13 protein-coding genes and 1 pseudogene are annotated in these 17,688 nt (G+C 31.7%); all 14 read right to left on the reverse strand.

Annotation, left to right across the window (positions count from 1 at the left end):
* Nucleotides 1–123 precede the first annotated feature (123 nt).
* The 14 genes and pseudogenes from BN3265_RS06165 to BN3265_RS09780 all read right to left on the reverse strand — a co-directional run bounded on the left by BN3265_RS06165 (nt 124) and on the right by BN3265_RS09780 (nt 17,684).
* Nucleotides 124–6,450: a G5 domain-containing protein gene (locus BN3265_RS06165; protein WP_082664103.1), complete on the reverse strand. Its 6,327-nt coding sequence runs from the start codon at nt 6,448–6,450 to the stop codon at nt 124–126.
* 177 nt (nt 6,451–6,627) lie between these two features.
* Nucleotides 6,628–7,956, reverse strand: a complete 1,329-nt coding sequence (lysA, locus tag BN3265_RS06170) for a diaminopimelate decarboxylase (RefSeq protein WP_058990666.1) — start codon at nt 7,954–7,956, stop codon at nt 6,628–6,630.
* A 198-nt stretch (nt 7,957–8,154) separates the two neighbouring features.
* A complete protein-coding gene (locus tag BN3265_RS06175) occupies nt 8,155–8,766 on the reverse strand; it encodes a DNA-3-methyladenine glycosylase (RefSeq protein ID WP_058990667.1) in 612 nt (203 codons plus the stop codon).
* A gap of 121 nt (nt 8,767–8,887) precedes the next feature.
* Nucleotides 8,888–9,514 carry an HAD-IA family hydrolase gene (locus BN3265_RS06180; RefSeq protein ID WP_058990668.1) on the reverse strand — a complete coding sequence of 209 codons (627 nt, stop codon included), beginning with the start codon at nt 9,512–9,514 and terminating at the stop codon, nt 8,888–8,890.
* A 272-nt stretch (nt 9,515–9,786) separates the two neighbouring features.
* Complete coding sequence (locus BN3265_RS06185) at nt 9,787–10,236, reverse strand: methionine--tRNA ligase (RefSeq protein ID WP_058990669.1); 450 nt, start codon at nt 10,234–10,236, stop codon at nt 9,787–9,789.
* A gap of 156 nt (nt 10,237–10,392) precedes the next feature.
* Nucleotides 10,393–11,628 carry a tyrosine-type recombinase/integrase gene (locus BN3265_RS06190; RefSeq protein WP_058990670.1) on the reverse strand — a complete coding sequence of 412 codons (1,236 nt, stop codon included), beginning with the start codon at nt 11,626–11,628 and terminating at the stop codon, nt 10,393–10,395.
* 79 nt (nt 11,629–11,707) lie between these two features.
* On the reverse strand, nt 11,708–11,917 hold the full coding sequence (locus BN3265_RS06195) for an excisionase (RefSeq protein WP_005398206.1): 210 nt from the start codon (nt 11,915–11,917) through the stop codon (nt 11,708–11,710).
* A gap of 685 nt (nt 11,918–12,602) precedes the next feature.
* Nucleotides 12,603–13,347, reverse strand: a pseudogene (locus BN3265_RS06200) (phage replisome organizer N-terminal domain-containing protein).
* An 85-nt stretch (nt 13,348–13,432) separates the two neighbouring features.
* Nucleotides 13,433–13,867 (reverse strand): GNAT family N-acetyltransferase, encoded by a 435-nt coding sequence (locus tag BN3265_RS06205; RefSeq protein WP_058990672.1) that lies wholly within the window; start codon nt 13,865–13,867, stop codon nt 13,433–13,435.
* A 311-nt stretch (nt 13,868–14,178) separates the two neighbouring features.
* A complete protein-coding gene (locus BN3265_RS06210) occupies nt 14,179–14,706 on the reverse strand; it encodes a PcfB family protein (RefSeq protein WP_058990673.1) in 528 nt (175 codons plus the stop codon).
* A gap of 182 nt (nt 14,707–14,888) precedes the next feature.
* Nucleotides 14,889–15,062, reverse strand: a complete 174-nt coding sequence (locus tag BN3265_RS09565) for a hypothetical protein (RefSeq protein ID WP_058990674.1) — start codon at nt 15,060–15,062, stop codon at nt 14,889–14,891.
* A gap of 73 nt (nt 15,063–15,135) precedes the next feature.
* Entirely contained in the window at nt 15,136–16,770 is a 1,635-nt protein-coding gene (gene mobQ, locus BN3265_RS06220; protein WP_058990675.1) for a MobQ family relaxase, read from the reverse strand.
* Nucleotides 16,771–17,104: 334 nt separating this feature from the next.
* Nucleotides 17,105–17,395 carry a DUF3847 domain-containing protein gene (locus BN3265_RS06225; protein WP_058991301.1) on the reverse strand — a complete coding sequence of 97 codons (291 nt, stop codon included), beginning with the start codon at nt 17,393–17,395 and terminating at the stop codon, nt 17,105–17,107.
* A 175-nt stretch (nt 17,396–17,570) separates the two neighbouring features.
* On the reverse strand, nt 17,571–17,684 hold the full coding sequence (locus BN3265_RS09780) for a helix-turn-helix transcriptional regulator (protein WP_342411871.1): 114 nt from the start codon (nt 17,682–17,684) through the stop codon (nt 17,571–17,573).
* Nucleotides 17,685–17,688 lie beyond the last annotated feature (4 nt).

Genomic DNA, 17,688 nt, shown 5'->3' on the forward strand with positions numbered 1-17,688 from the left:
TTACTGGGATGTCCAATAAAGAGGGTATATATCAAATCAGGATTTAGGTTGATACACAAAACTATTTACAGACCCATAAAAAAATGTTAGATTTTTAGTCTAACATTTTTTTATTGTTTTTATTTATTTTTTCTTTCTTTTATTTGAAAATCCTAAAGCACCCAATGAAAGTCCTAGACTTGATAGAACTGTTGATAAACTTGTTATTCCAGTTTTTGGGTTTTTGTTAGTATTTTCTTTATTAATTACTGGTTTTATTTTCTCCGATTTTCTTGATGGTTTTTTAGATTCATCTGGTTTTTTTGAATCTTTCGGATTGTCTTCGCCTGGCTTTTCTGGATCTTTTGGATTGTCTTCACCTGGTTGTTCTGGATCTTTTGGATCTTCCTCGCCTGGTTGTTCTGGATCTTTTGGATCATCTTCACCTGGTTGTTCTGGATCTTTCGGATCATCTTCGCCTGGTTTTTCTGGATCTTTCGGATCATCTTCACCTGGTTTTTCTGGATCTTCTGGATCGTCCTCACCTGGGTTTTCTGGATCTTTCGGATCATCTTCGCCTGGATCTTCTGGATCTTTTGGATCATCCTCGCCTGGTTGTTTTGGATCTTCTGGATTTACAGGTGGGATTTCACAGACATTTTTACTTCCGATTTCTATAATCTTATCTTGTTTTTCAGTTATTGTCTTTGTATCCCTAGAAACTTCCTTACTGTTTTCAATCTTAACAGTAGTTTCAGTTTTACCTACAATACCTTCTTGGATAACATTAGTCTTTCCAGCTTCAAGATTTGGATTTTCTCTTATGATAATATCATAAGCTTTTTCACTTTCGTAAGTGAATTCGCCATCAGTTTTAGAACCATATTCTACAACTTTATTCTTTGGTTCAACTCTTTCTTCAATAACTTCAAGTTTACCAGTTTCCTTGTTGAAAGTAGTTGTATATTTTACATATCCCTTAGAACCTTCTTGGATTACTTTTTCTTCGCCTTCTTTAAGTTCTGGGTTGTGTCTGTATTCAGTATCATTACCAAGTTCAGTTTTCTTAACAACAGGTTTAACACCAATTCTAACTATCCTATCTTCTTTTTCAGTGATAGTCTTAGTAGTTTCTGTTGGGTCTCCAACTGGTTTAGAATCCTTAACCTTTTGAGTGATAGTAACTTCTTCCTTACCAGCTTTTCCTTCGTTTTCAACCTTTTGAGTTCCAGATTCTAAAGTATCATCATAGATTACCTTAGTTTCGTAAGGAATTTCTCTTTCTATAGTTTTAGTAGTTTCACCTTCAGTTGGTTTTACTGGAGGAATTTCACAAACATTTTTTGTTCCTACTCTTACTATTTTATCTTTTTTCTCTACAAGAATTTCAGGGTTTTCAGAAACTTTTTTACTGTTTTCTATCTTAACAGTTGTCTTGGTTCTTCCTGTTACACCTTCTTGATCTACTACAGTTTTTCCAGCTTCAAGATTAGGATCTTCTATTATTTTAGTATCAAAAGCTTGTTCACTTTCATAAGTGAATTCACCATCTGTCTTGGAACCATATTCAACAATCTTGTTCTTTGGTTCAACTCTTTCTTCATTTACTTCAAGCTTACCAGTTTCTTTGTTGAAAGTAGTTGTGTATTTTACAGATCCCTTAGAACCTTCTTCGATGACTTTTTCTTCGCCAGCTTTTAGGTCTGGGTTGTGTTTGTACTCAGTGTTGTTTCCAAGTTCAACTGTCTTTTCAACTGGTTTAACACCAATTCTTACTTCTCTATCTTCTTTTGCAGTAATTGTTTCAGTTGTTTTAGAAGTTTCTCCATTACCATCAGTTATATTAGTTGTAACTGTTACTTTTTCCTTACCAATTTTACCTTCTTTATCTACAACTTGGCTTCCGGCATGAAGTGTATCGTCATAAATTATCTTAGTTTCGTATGGTATATCTTTTTCCACAGTCTCTACTGTTGAGCTTTTTGCAACTGCAGTGCCGACATAGATAATGTGGTCTAGAGGTTGATCATTTTCAACTTCCTTAATTTTAACAGGATCCCCGACTTTTTCTCCATTTTTAATAGCTATTTCATAGTAAGTTGTCTTGGACCCAGCCTTTCCTTCTTGTTCTACACGACTTTGTCCCTTAGCAAGATTTGGATCTTCCTTAATTACGACTTTAAACGGAATTTCTGTTGTGCTCTCATATGGATATTTTCCAGTAAAGTCTTGTGTACCTACTATAATCTTTTGAACTGCTTCTGTAACAACTTCTTCTTCAATAGTTGTTATTTTCCCTGTTGCTGGATCGTATTTGTTGACGATCTTTGTCTCAACCTTACCAGGTGTTAGTCCACCGTCTTTGAAGACACCCATCTTTAGACTTGAATCATATACATATTCAACCTTTACACCTACTTCTTTTGAGTAGTCTTTATTATTTTCAGCCGGTTTTGTACCAACTTTAATAACTTGTTGGGTAGGTTTTGTTTCAGCAGTAACTTCAGATTGAAGATCTCCATCTTTTTCGCCGTTTTTGATTGCTTGGGTGTACTTTGTTGTCTTAGAACCTGCAGCACCTTGTGTCACAACTTCACTAGTACCAGCTATCATATCTGGATCTTCAACGATTTTTACATCATAAGGAATTTCTTCTGTAACTTCGTGGCTGATATTGCCAACAAAGTCTTTATTTCCAACTCTTATTTTTGCATTAGTTGCCTTTTCTTCTTTAGTTACACTTGCAGAACCTTCAACTACTTCAGAATTTTTTATAGTCCATTCAGTAGTTCTTGAACCTTCTTTGCCCTCAACATCTACTACATACTCTCCAGCTTTTAAGTTAGAATCATATTCGATTTCATACTTAAACGGAATTTTTTCTTCGTGTGAGTGCTTACCTTCAGTCATTGTGCCGACTTTGATAATTTGGTTTTGAACTTCATGAGAATATGTTACTTTTGGCTCACCTTTTGTAGGTACTCCATTTACTATGGTTACCTCAGTTTCGGTTGTCACTACACCATCTACACCAGTTTGGACAATTTCTTGTTCTCCTTCTTTCTTAGTGTCATCAAATTGTATTTCAGTTTTATAAGGAGTTATTTTATTGTCTACTTCAGTATAACTAGATGAAAAATCTTTTGTACCAATAACTACAGTCCTAGATGGTTTTGTAACAACAGTCTCTTCTGTAGTTTTGATTTCTCCTGTTTCTGGATCATATTCATTCTTAACTACAGTTGTTACGGTTCCAGGTTTGAGATCTCCTATGTTTACTACTCCCTTATCTACTGATGAATCATAAATAATATTAACATCTACTTCAACATCACTATTAATAGTTTTACTATTTTCAGCTGGTTTTGTACCAATTTCTATAATCTCTTCTTTTGGCTCAACGTACTTATCAGTGAGTTCTTTTTCTGTAAATGTAGATCCTTCTTTTAAGTTTCCATTTAAAATCTCACCAGTGTATTCGTAAGTTCTTGAACCGGCTACACCCTTTTGTTTTACATTAGATTTTCCAGCTTCTAGTTCCGGATTTTTTACTACCTTTACAGTATATGGGATTTCTTTTGTAACTGTATTTGTAACGGTACCATTGTAATCTTTTTGACCTACTTTGATCACAGCATCAATCGGTTCAGTAATTTCAACTTTTGGCTCTCCTACTTTTTCTGAATTGACAATCGTCCAAGTTTTTGTATTTTCTCCTTCTTTTCCTGGAGTTACAATCTTATAGTTTTCAGTAGCATCCGGATAATTTTTGTAGAAGTCAGGATCAAACTCTACCTTGTATTTAAATGGAATCTTGTCTGTATCGACAATTTCGCCTTGAGTCTTTGTTCCGATTTTTATTTTCTTGTTTTTAGCTTCTTTGGTCGTTTCTTTATTTATTTTTACCGTACCATCTTCTTCCCTTGATGTGGTGATGGTTACTTCGCCTTTCTCACCTTCGTTTACAACTTTAGTTTCTCCTGCTGCCAATGTGTTATCTACTTCATATTCCGTATCAAATGGAATTTCAACTGTAGTTGAGGTTGGCATTGTACCAATTTTTATAATTCTTGGTGTCGCTTCTCTTGTAACAGTTGCTTCTATTTTTCTATCGCCTTCAACAAAAGTACCATCAGTTTGGAAAAGACCCTTTTTCCCATTTAATGTATCTTGGATGAATGTTGTAGTTAGCTCTCCATTTTGACCTTTTTGGAATTCTTGGAAATATCCTTCAGGAAGATTTGGATCGTATTCGACTTTAGTTTCAAAAGGAATTTCAGATGTTAATTTTTCACTAGTTTGAGTCTTGTGTTGCTTTGTAGCAATAAACTGAGCTTTAATCTCTTCAGTTCTTTTCTCTCCAGTAGTCTGGTCAGTATATTTTACCTTAACAGGAACAGTTAGTTTTTCCCCACCGTTTATTTCCTTACCAAGAGGAAGTGTTGCTGTTACAGCACCTGTTGTTTGGTCAATAGATACATTCCAAACATTTCCTTTGTTGTCCTTAAAAGTATTTCCAATAAGTTCGTAGGATTCCGGTTGGTTTTTCTTTAAGTCTTGTTCTTTTTTTGGAACAATAGGATTATTAACTAAGGTATTTCCTTGAGGTCCTACTTCTGCCAAATACTCTGGTCTATTATTGTTTGTTTCTTGAACAACAAAATGGAACCAGTGTGTGTCCGTAGACCCGTTAGTATAAGTGTATTCAACAGGGACAGCTAAGAAATCTCCTGCCTTGGCATTTTTAGGCGCATGGATTTTAAAATGAGATATATTGTCAGCTGATCCATCAATGCTCCATCGATTGTCCTTATATTCATCATTTGAAATGAATTCATCATAGTCTACGCCTAAGTTTTCGGCTATCTGTCTGTTTGCGACTTCTAAGAATTCATCATTTAATTTACCTGATGCTTGTCCAGCCTCATAGGCATCATTCATTTCCGACCCGGTTTTACGAGTTTTATCCGTTTCTTCGGGACCCGGATTATTAATCTTTACTTCAAAATCATCGCCTGGAAATACTCTAGAGAACTTATGATCATCAGTTTCTTCATTATTACCATCTATAAATTTTTGAGTATAGTATCTGGTGTCATCTAGATTTAATTTAAATCCGCCGATAAGGTTGTAGTGGTCGTAGCGGTCGATACCTTGCTTATCGATTACAACATCTTTGCCCTCGTGGTTGATTGTCTCTGTGCCGGCACCAGTTTCTGTATAATATCCATATCCACCATTATTCTCAACAATTGCTCTAAATTCATCTGCCGTCCTTGGACGAGCGAAGAATTTAACGTCTAAATTCTGCAAACCCTTATAGGCATCTGTAGAGAAAATTGATTCATCATCTACTACATACTTTAGACCAGTTGGATCTTTTTTAAGGGCACCCTTAGGCATTTTAATGTGAATAGTTCCATTTTTAATATACGCCTTAGCTCCTGGGACAATTTCTCCTGTAGTTGGATGGTAGACTTGACCTACAAGCCTTTCTCTAGCATTGTCATCGATATTATCAATTTTAATTCCAGTATCAAACTCTTGCCCTTGGACAAAGACTTTTTCTTTGTACTCTCCGTTAAGCTTCATTAATTCAAGGGAGTCATTTTCATTTGGCCATGGGTTTACAGTAAAAGAAAAGACAGCACTAGTCCCTTGAGTAGCTCTAGGTGTATTAGTATTATCTTTTTTATACTTTCCTTCCCATGCCATGGTTGTATTGTTAGTATCTATGCTGTTTATATGCTTTAGATCCTCTTCAGTGGCATTAAGATTTAAGTTTCTTTGTTGCCTACTAGCTGTGATTTCTATCTCTGAAGTAGCCTTATAGTTAGGATCTTTATAATCACCATTATCTGAAATCCCATCCCCTACATCATTGGCAGATATATTATCAGTATCAAGTACTCCTCCCAAGAGGCCTGAATTGGTAAAGGTGAAATCAGTATAGGTTCTTTGGCCCTTTTCCTTGTCGAATTCAATCTCTACACCCCATTTTTTCTTATCAGGACTATCTGCACCTGGTTCTAGGGTATCATAGCGAAATCCATCCTTAAAGTCCATAGAAGGATCAGAGGACTCATTTAATGGGCCTTTTCCTTGTTCCATTTGAGTAGAACGGTAGCGTTCAGAATCGTCAAAGTCTTTGATTTTAGCTTCATCTTCAGCATAGTTTGTACCAGTTGCTTCTTGACTTGCAGTACCAGCAGCTTGTTGAATCTCAGGTGTTTTTTCTTCTGATAGTAGAAGATTTTCATCTTCTTTTGCTTCAGAATCATTTTTTACTTCTGTAATATTTTTATCATCATTTCCAAGATTTTGAACTGATGGGTCAGTTTCTCTTGGTTGATTTTCACTTATATAGCTTGTAGTATCTGGATTTATTTCATCAGCGTGGGAAAGACTTGCGCCTCCTATTACAAATGAAACAGATAAGGCTAAAGCTATAATATCCTTTTTTTTGTTCATTTATTCCTCCTTCTATTATATTATTGTCTTTATATTTATTTGACTACATTATATCATACTTATGAAGTATATAATAGATTTCGCCTAATTTATTTAATTATATTTTGTTTTTCAGTATTGATAAAATATCGCGCCAATTTTATTTTATAATTTATTTTTAAAACTAAAGATCCATTTTTATATGAATTTTTTTATTGATTCTTCTCCATTTCTATATTTTAAATCTCTTTTTATCAAATCTTCTAAACTCTGCCTTTTTACTGCACAATAATCTTTCCCGTCTTCTACAAAAACTACAGCTGGTTTAGGCAATTTATTATAATTTGAACTCATGGAAAATGTATAGGCACCAGCATATGGAACTAAGAGTAAATCATTCCTTTTAGCCTTTGGAAGATTTACTTTTTCTATCAAAACATCTCCCGATTCGCAAAGTTTTCCGCCTATCCTGTAAGTAAAATTACTTTTCTCATCAAGTTTATTTGCAATAATGGCAGAATATTTTGCTCCGTATAGGCTTGGTCTGATATTATCTGTCATTCCCCCATCAACAAAAATCAAAGGATAACCTTCCAAAGTTTTTTTCTGTGACCCAATCCTATAAAGAATTGATCCTGCTTTTGAAATTAAAGACCTTCCTGGTTCTATAGAAAGATTTTTGATTGAAAGCCTATTTTTTTCAAACAAATCTTCCATAAAAACAATTAAATCTTTGAGGAAAATTTCCAAATCAAGGTCTTGGTCCTCTATATTTTCTTTAGTTCCAAACCCACCTCCCAAATTTAAATGTGAAAATTTCACCTTAAATTTTTCTTGGATATTTTTTGTAAAGTCTGCCATAATTTTTGCTTCTTCCTTGAAAAAATCCAAATTTTTTACCTGACTTCCAATATGGGCATGAAAACCTAAAAGATTGATGTTTTCATCTTCAATGATTTTTCCAATAATTTTTTCAGTATTTTCATCTCTAATATTTAAGCCGAATTTTGAATCGGCATTTGAGGTTTGGATATATTTGTGGGTTTCGGTTTTTACATCAGGATTAATTCTTATTAAACAATCAATTTTTTTGTTTTTTTCTTGTAAAATTTCTTTTAATAAAATGTATTCATCTTCGGAGTCTATAATTATTAGGCTTATATCCTTGTCAATTGCATAAATCAGTTCATCTTTTGTCTTGTTATTTCCATGAAAGTGGATATTTTTAGATTTGACCCCAGCTTCTAATGCTACAAAAATTTCTTCTTTTGATACGCAATCAAAAGCAATTTTGTATTCATTTAAAAGTCCCAAAATATAAAGATTTGAAAAGGCCTTGGTAGCATAGGTAATTTCAGTTTCAAATTTTTCTGATTTGAAATTTTCTACAAAACACTTTGCCGTATCTTTTAAAAGTTTTTGATCATATATATAAAGTGGGGTTTTGTATTTTTGAGCAAGTTTTTCTACACTTACTCCTCCGATTTCTAATAAACCCTCATTATTTTTAAAGTTATTTTCTAACATAAAGTCTCCTTTTACTTTCATAAGTAAAATCATAAAGTAATCTCCCAAAAAGTCATGAACAAAATGTCATGGCATTTCGGTGGTTACGCGTTTTATAATTTAATAATCATAAACAAAACCTATTGAATATATTATTATTTTAAAGTTCTTATCAAAAATCCTTAATGATATCAAATTTAGTCAATTATATGATTAATTTTATTCTTGGATGTTTTTTGATACAAATTGATTGTTTTTGATAAAAAATCTATAGGGATAATCTCTTGCCTCTTTTGCATAATCAATCCCAACCCTTCTGTCGGTTGATATTTCAAAATCATAATTTGAATCTTCAAGATAAAGATTTTTCCCAAAAATATTTTTCCCGTTAAAGGACTTATCAATTTGTAAAGCCTTGGTCAGTTTTGCAGGGCCATTTGTTAGGTTCTTTTTTTGATAAGTTGACAAATTTTCGTAAACTTCATCAAACCTATTTTTACTAAACATATCCAAATTTCTAATCGGCTCAACTGCCCTTATCAAAACTCCCTCAGGAATATTTTCCCCGACACTTGAAATATTTAATAAAAAATGAATCCCATATGTTTGGTAAACATACAAAGTCCCACAATCCATATATAAAATTTTATTTCTTTCGGTTTTATTGTTATTAAAAGTATGACAAGCCCTATCATTAATTCCAAGATATGCCTCGGTTTCAACAATTTTCGCCTTCATTACTTCCTTATCAATTTTTCTAACTATAATTTTTCCAAGTAAATCTTTGGCAATACTTATAGTATCCTTTTTAAAAAATTCTTTTTCTAACATTGACACTCCTTTCAATATTTCAGTAATTCCAATAGTAGGAGAAGGTCTAAGAAATATCATAAAAAAATAAGGCTGTTGCAAAAATATAAATTAATCACTTTGCAACAGTCCAAGATTCTTACTATAATTTTTCTATAATATTTATAATTTCATAAGGAGAATTTGCTATAAAACTAGCTTTTTCAAATTCTTCTTTTTTCCCATAACCATAGGTCACTCCTATAGTCTTTATATCAAGCTCATTTGCCGCTTCAATATCATAGGACCTATCACCTATCATTATAGACTCACAAGTTTTTAAATTATTTTCTTTTAAAAGATGGTTAATAACTTTTTTCTTAGTATTTTTATTATTTTCTGATCCAGAAACATAGGAAAAATAATCCAAAATTCCAAAATAATCTAAAATTTTTTCAGAAGATTTTTCACCCTTACTTGTAGCAAGAAATATTTTATAGCCTTTTGAATTTAAATTTTCTATCAAATCTTTAATTCCATCATAAATTTCAGTTTCAAAAAGTCCTTTTTTAAAATAATAGTCCCTATAAAAATCTACTCCTTGATCTGCCAAGTCCTCTCCCAACTCCTTTACAAAAGAATCTCTCAAAGGAGGACCAATATACTTATACAAATCATCCCTAGAATAAGATTTTTCCATTTTTTCCAAGGCATATTCAAAAGCATTTAAAATTCCAGGAGCAGATTTAGAAATAGTTCCATCAAGGTCAAAAATTATATTTTTAATCATAAATCATCCTTTCTTTCTATTATGGTACGATTTTTCAAAAATTTTGCACAAAAAAAGAAGCAGTTTCCCGCTTCTTAGGCTGTTGACAAACTAAAATTTCTTCCATTTCAAGCGAACGAAATGAGTCGAGAAATCTCATGAGATCTCTCCGTGCGTTCATTTCACTCACTTAGTCGAGATGGGTCAGTAATTAATTTAATTCTAATTACTAATAATTTTTTATAATTAGACTTTGTTTACGCTCTGAGAATCAGTTTCCCGCTTCTTATATTTTAATAAATTTTTGCCCCTGCTGGGATATTATTTTTTAATATTATTAGATTTAATTTCTCTTCTCCGTCTTTTTCGTGGATTGCTGATAAAATCATTCCACATGAATTTATTCCCATCATTTTTCTTGGTGGAAGATTTGTAATGGCAAGAAGAGTTTTTCCTACTAATTCTTCAGCGCTATAATAGGCCTTTATTCCTGATAATATTGTCCTATTTTTTCCACTTCCATCATCAAGGGTGAATTCTAATAATTTTTTGGATTTTGGAACTTCTTTGCAGTCCAAAACTTTTACAGCCCTGAAATCTGATTTTGAAAATGTTTCAAAGTCTACTTGATCTTCAAATAAATCTTCAACAACCACATTTGTAAAATCATAATCTTCTGCTGCTTCTTCAATAGGAGCTGCTTTAATTTCACTTGCTTTTTTTTCTTCACCAATTGGCTTCATTGTTGGGAAAATCCCCTCTACCTTAGATAATTGTCTAAATCTCTATAAAAGTCTATTTTATGGTACTTCTCCATTTACGACAATTTGCTAACTCTCTATAAGTGCCCATAGATTTCTAGCAAATTGTCGTAAATTTGTCGTAAGCTGTCGTAAATTCTAAAATATAAATTCCATCGCTTTTTCAAATTCTTCCATCTGTTCTATTTTAAAGTCTTCTGTAGCATCTACATATATATCCATTGTTGTACTAATATCAGAATGACCTAGAATAGACTGCATTGCTTTTGTATTTATATTTTGTTCGTTAAGCCTTGTAGTAAAGGTGTGTCTAAAAATGTGGTTGCTTAAATGTGGAACTAATAAAATATCTTCAGATTTAGATTTGTTATTATCCATTATGCTTAAATTGCAATCCCTAACAATTCTTCTTAAAGCTTTATTAAGCGTTCCATTATTGTGAACCTTTCCGAATCTATTTAAAAATACAAAGTCTTTAAATCCATCGATTGAATCACAACACTCGATTCCAAAAGTCTTTTGTAACTCTCTTTCCATAAGAAAAGCATCTTTTACTTTTTGAACCATAGGAATACTTCGCTTACCTGATGCTGTCTTCGGTGTATTAATAGCATATCTATTGTTTAATCCTTTACCTTTACTATAATATACCAAAGTCCTATTTACATTTATAAGACCATTATCAAAATCTAGATCGTCCCATTGCAATCCTGTAACTTCTCCAACTCTCATACCTGTCCAAAGCATAACAATGAATATTGGATACCATTTTTTATATTCGTCACAATTAGATAAATATTCTTCAAATAGCACCTGTTCTTCTATTGTCATGGCTTTTTTCTTCGGAGATTCGTTTCGATAAGCTACTTTCAATTCCTTTAAAGCATTGTCAGATGGATTAAACCTTATATATTCGTCATCCACTGCTAATTCTAATACTTGATGTAAGACAGTATGAACACAATCTATGGTAGAAACCATCAATCCCTGGTCTTCCTTTAATCTGTTATAAAAACTTCTAACATCAGATCTTTTAATATCAGATAGTTTTATACGACCAAAAGTTGGTTCGACAAATTGTTGATACATATAGATGTAATTTTTAAAGGTATTATCCTTTAAACCTCTTTTTACCTTTGTCCATAACTTAAAAGTATCATTTACAGACAAGCTACTTCCTTCGTTGTTGATTCCATCTATAGTATTGCGTAAAATATCTAATTCCTTTTCTCTTAATTCTTTTAGAGTTTTCGCATAGATAGATTTTCTACGACCTATTTTATCTTGCCACTTAAATTCATAAGTGCCATTTGACCTTTGATATTCACCGTCTTTTAAAACAACCCCTTTACTATCTTTGCGTCTTTTTACCATAAAAATTCTCCTTTTTTGATAAAAGAACACGCTATAATTATTATACCACATTATGCGTGCTCTTTATTCAATTTCATCTCTAAATAGAAAATTGTCTATTTAAATATTCTTCCATTAACTTTTTCTTAATAAGACGCTTACTACCATTAAATAATACGAAATTGCAATCATCTTCATCAGTTAATTGTCTAACTTTATCTTGACCAATATTGAAGTATTCAGATGCTTCTTTTAATGTTAGAAATGCTTTTTCACAAACACGAACTCCTTTTATATTTTCATTAATCATAAATCCTCCAAATAGTATTTTAAAAATATTAATTTTAAAGTTTTTTGACATTGACAAGTGCTTTGGATTAGCAACATAGGAATCTCACCTCCGCCTCTATTCCGGATGAGCCGGCTTCAACCTTAGAAGTATCATTATCCTCATTTTCTTCATAGCGGATAGGGTATCCCTCCCTATATTCAAACTCTTACTTATCGCTCCCTTTCTTCTTCCCTTGCTTTTAGCTTAGCAGTACTTGTTTTACCGATTATTCAGCAGAAAGATCTTGGCGGCTAGGTTATTACGCTCCAAAAATAATTAACGTCTTGTCTTGGTCTATTCAATTGTTAAGGTTCTAAATTTATCGAGAGTTATTAATCTTTTTAAAATTTGTCCATCAGAAAATATTTATCTTGATGAAACAAAAATGTTTAAAATTACCCTCTTATACTTAACAGTGAAAAGAAGCCTTTCTTGGTAACCAATTTTGAAATAGAATTTGCTTATGTAAAGAGGTCCAATTCTCACTGCATAAGTAACAGTGAAAATTAGACCCCTTGGTAATAGTCATCTAAAAGTCTTCTAGCATTTTTTTAATTTTCTAATCTCCTTTTAAGTGTCATATTTACATTTTTATTATCTCTGGCATACTTTGATACCTTTTTAGACTTAAAGTCTTTAATAGTGCCTTTCCACCTCTTTTTATCTATAAAGATTCTCCTACATCATAGTTCATTTTTTTATTTCCACCTTGATGTCTTAGTTTTTCTTTATCTTCTTCATACCATTTTAAGATTGTCGCATAGTGGTTTTGATAGGTCTTGCCACTACTTTTCATGTATCTTGATAGTTTATTTATCATTATTTCTGTGTGTGAGTTTAATTTTTCTTTAAGGTTCTTATATTCTTCTTTGCTTAACCTTACATTTTTGAATTCTCCATAAAAAATGGGGGGTGGACTTTTTATCTTTTTCTATCTCTCCCTCTCTCTCTTTATCTATCTCTATATCTTTCTCTATCTCTATCTCTCCGTTGCACTTTTGTTGCTTATGTGTTGCATTGGTGTTGCATTGCAACATTTTTAATTCTCTAGACTTTCTTGAACGCCTTGTAGAAGCTGTTTCTGATCCTATTAAGTTTGGTAATTCAGTTAAATAGTATTCATCATTTTCTGTTACAACTTCTAATAAGCCTTGATTGATTAAATAATTAACTGTAACCATTACATCATCGTCTGTTTCATCTATGGTTAGTGCTAACTCTTTTATAAAATCACTTTCTACTCCATCATAATAGAGTTTGCCCTCATCTTTTAGGCTTAGTAGTAGAAGTTTTAGGTAGATTATCGTGTAGGTATCTCCTCCAGATATTCTCCTTAGTCTTTTTATCCTTTTGTCTGTGAAAAATTCTTCTTTTAATTTTATCCAATAATATCTTTTGTTTATTGCCATTCTAATCCTCCTTGCAATAAAAAAAAGAAGTAGATTTTTTCTCTACTTCTCCTTATAATTTATATTTTATTTTTCCTTATATTTTTTAATAACCTTTTCTATTTGGTTCAAATGCAAACAGGTTCCCAATCTGAACTGAAAATCCAAGTGATTGATACATTTGTATATCACATTGTGCACAACCAACGGTCATTGAACTTATAGCACTTGAACTATATGCAAATTGCACAAGCTGACGTGCTATTCCTTTATGACGAAAGTCTGGACATATGAAAAAATCTTCAAATATTCCACTTGGCATATAATCAAAAGTTGAAAACCCAACTGTGATTGAACAGCAGCCCACCAATGAACTACCTTCCCATGCTCCGAAAAATAATATTTTTCCTTTGCTTATTGCATCTTTTAGACGTTTCTTGGATATATCATTTGGTATATCCTCTCCTATTTCTGCTTTATACTGCTTTTGCAGTTCCCACAAAAGATCAATTTGTGAAGCGTCTATTTCCTTATAATCCATTAATAACCTCCAGATAAACTCTAATTATATTATAAATTCAAACACCTAAGGGGCTTTTACAAGGTCAGCTGCATTATCCATCAATGTTTTTATGCTATTAAAAACATCATCATAGACTCTATCTATGCTATTTTTGTTATTCATACAAGCACCTCTTTGACCTCTTAATTGTTTTAATTATATCACAAATATTATGTTATTCAATTTTATATCCATTGTATTTAAGATTTTCGATAATCGAAATTCTTGATTTCCGATTTTCGGAAGTCTTGTTTTATAGTTATTTAAGGGTGTAACTTTTCGTTACTCCCTTAGATTTCTCTGGTCATATCTTTTTTACTTGGTTTTACTTTTTCTTTTACTTTCCTTTTGACTTTCTCTTTTGTCTTATCCTTGTTCTTGGATAGGTCTTTGTATTTCTTTATTTGTTTTAGGATACTTTCTTTTTCTTTTTTAATTTCTTTGGCTATGACTTGCTTAAAGGCATATTCCATTACTTTTATATCTTTAGCTTGGAAGAATACCTCATAGTTTTGGCTTTCTTTGTTTTTCATTACTGAGAAACTTACTCCAAGTTTGTTTAGTACTTTTTTTAAGTCTTTGAGATTGCTTTGATCTATGCTTATATTTTCTAGTTGTCCTTTTTTATATAAGTCTTTTATTTTCATTTCATCGCCCATAAGACTTTTGAGGCTTCCGTTTGCTTTTTCTAAAGTTTCATTCATCTTTTTTCTTATTTCTTTGTCTAAGTTGATTGACTCTTTTGCTGCCTTTATTGTGTATAATATTATGGTTTGTGCTGCTTGACCTGCTTCTTTGCTTATTTCTTCGTTTATCATGTTTTATCTCCTTTGTTTGAATTAAAAAAGGGAAGTATAGGCTTTAATTTTTCTATACTTCCCTTTGCTTGTTTTTATTTTATTGTTCTTGGTGGTGGAATGCTTTATTTTGATGTTTTTATAGCTTACTTAGGTATTTGTACCTTTTCTTGTTTTTCTGCTCTTATTTTGCTTTTCCACCTTTAGTAGTTTGTGTGTGTTCTTTTGTCTGATAGATAGTTTTTCATGTTGGAATATATAATCTGTATTTCCTCATTGTTCATTGCTTTTATTTCTTCTGTGCTTTTATATGTTTTGTATGTTCCATCTTGATCTGCTTTTATGAGTTTATCTATTAGCTCTTGCCTTTTATTCATCTCTATTACCTCCTATATCTGCCTTTATTTTCTTGGTCATATTATAGCTTGGATAAGATATTTTTACCAGGTCTTATCTTTCTTGATTTTTGTAATAGTCTTTAGTTATTTGTCTTTTTTTATTAAAGCTATCACTATCTTGCTTATACTCTTTTATATTTTCTATGATACTTTCTTTTTCTCCTCTCTTAATCGCCTTGTCAATTTCTATTGATAGGTCAATACCATATTCTTCATTGACTACTTCTACTGCATATTTGATATGATTTATTTCCTTGTATCTTTCCCTGATCTTTTCTGACTCTGTATTTAATTTGCTAATTTCATCTTCTAAGTTTTTAATTTCTCCTAACCATTCTCTTTCTCTTAAATTTTTCTTTCCACTGATTTTTTCAATTAAGGTTCTTGCCCTTATATGTTGGTCTATTTCCTTTTGATTGTTCTTGTAGAAGCTTTCTTTGAATATTTTCTTGCTTTCATATTCTTGGTAGGTTGCTTTTGTTTTTCTTATAGTCTTTGCATAGGCTAAACACTTATTAAGGTCTTCTATCTTTTGACTGTTTTCTTTTATGGTCTTATATATTTCAGAGTTTTTACTTCTTATGGTATTTATATGCCCTTGTAGGTCTGATATGGTTTTTATTTTGTTTTCTCTTAGATAATTTATTCCACTTGCATATCTTTTTAGATCATAGATTGCTTTGTTTCTTTTCCCATAAAATGATAATCCAGCTCTATTATTTTCTTGCATTTCTTGATAAAAGCTTAAATATTCATAGAGGTTAAAGAGTCCTGATTCATTTTCGATTTGCTTTTTACTTTGGTCTTTATATTCCTTGTATGATTCTTTTAGCTTATCTTTGAAGCCTGCTAACCAAGATGTTATTTTCTTTATTTCATTGCCTATGTTTTTTAATAGTTCATTTTGTTTTTTTATTTCACGATTTATATCTCCTTTTTCTGTCCTTATTCCTTTTCTTTCCATTGCACTAGCACTTGCTCCTAAATGTATTGTTGGTATTTGTTTTATGCCTTGTCTTTTAAAACTCCTATGGTCTACTCTTTTTTCTGCTCCTGCTCTTTCTAAATATTTGTTACAAAGGTCTGAAAAATTTTCTCTCCATTTTTCTACATTGCCTTTATCGTTCCAGGTTGTTAGTTCTACTTTTCTTGTCTTTGGTTTTCCATTTTTGTTTAAAATCTTTTCACCTTTTTCATCTAGGATATATTCTTTTTTACTTTTTTGCCCCCATATTCCATCTTCATTTATTGGTCTTACTATGGTCATTATATGAGCATGAATGTTTTGATTTCCCTCTCTACTTTCATCATGAATTGCTAGGTCTACTATCATCCCCTCTTTTACAAAATTGTTTTGTACATATTCTTCTATCATCTTTTTATTTTCTTCTATGCTTAATTCTTTTGGTAAAGATATAATAAAGTTTCTTGCAAGTTGGGCATTAGAGTTTTTCTCAAATAGTTCTACCGAGTTCCACAAAGTTTTTCGGTCTTTATATTCTTTTGGTGCGTGATCTGGTAAAAATATTTCTTTGCTAATTACTCCTTGTTTCTTGATGTAGTCATGGGTTACTCCGTCCCATTCATTTTTTATTTTTTCTCCACTTATATATGCTGCACTTGCTACTGCACTTTTGCCTTTTCCTCTTGATATTATGTTTACTGAAAAATGAAAACTATCTGCCATTTTTTATCACTTCCTTTCTTTCTTGTTGTTTTAGGTGGAGGCTTAGAAGATTTTCTATATCCATTTTGTGAATGAGCGTTTTGAAATGATAAAATTAAAAAAGCCGACTACTGAATTAATTTTTGTTGTTTCAGTATGTCGGCTTAATTGTTACTTTCATTTCAAATTTTAAAAGTCAAGGGCGAGCGTTAGCGAGTTTATTTACCCTTGACTTTTAAAAAGCGAATGGTTGTTGCTCCCTGCAAGGGTTTGGCTCCGCAGGACGCAAGCACCCTTTAGGGTGTATAATTGCGCCCTTAGAAAATCTAAGGGAGATTTAATTATTATATTTTTCCTAATTTTCTCTCATTATTTTTAGTGTTTCTTTAAATTCTTTTGTCTTTGTTGCATCTTCTAGTAGGATTTTTATTTCTTCATCTGTTAGTTCTTCTGCATTTTCTATAAGGCTTTCTAAGATTGCTCCTCTTGTTATTAGCCTATGAGTTCTTTCTTTTCTTCTTTTCACTATGTCTTGTTTTAATATCTTCTTTTCTTGATTTTTTAGTTGCCTTAATCTTTCTTCTGTATCGTCAATTTTATCTTTTATTTCTTTTGACTCTTGTCTTATTTGATCTAATTTTTTCATACTAATTTCCTTTCTTGTAATAAAAAAAGACGATGAAGATGTCATCTCCCCGTCCTATTATTTGTATCTTGAATTGAATGTTTTGTTAAAAATATTATATTATCATCTCCTAAAGTCAGATATAGAAAAAGTGCCTAAAATCATAGGCACTTTAAGAAAATTTTACTCAATATTTTTATTCATAAATGAATAATTCATCTACAGTGGTCTCAAGAACTGTTGCTAATTTAAAAGCAAGTTCAAGAGTTGGATCGTACTTATTATTTTCAATTACACGATATTTATCCATTAAA

The organism is Anaerococcus rubeinfantis (assembly GCF_001487145.1).
GTDB classification, from domain to species: Bacteria; Bacillota; Clostridia; order Tissierellales; family Peptoniphilaceae; genus Anaerococcus; species Anaerococcus rubeinfantis.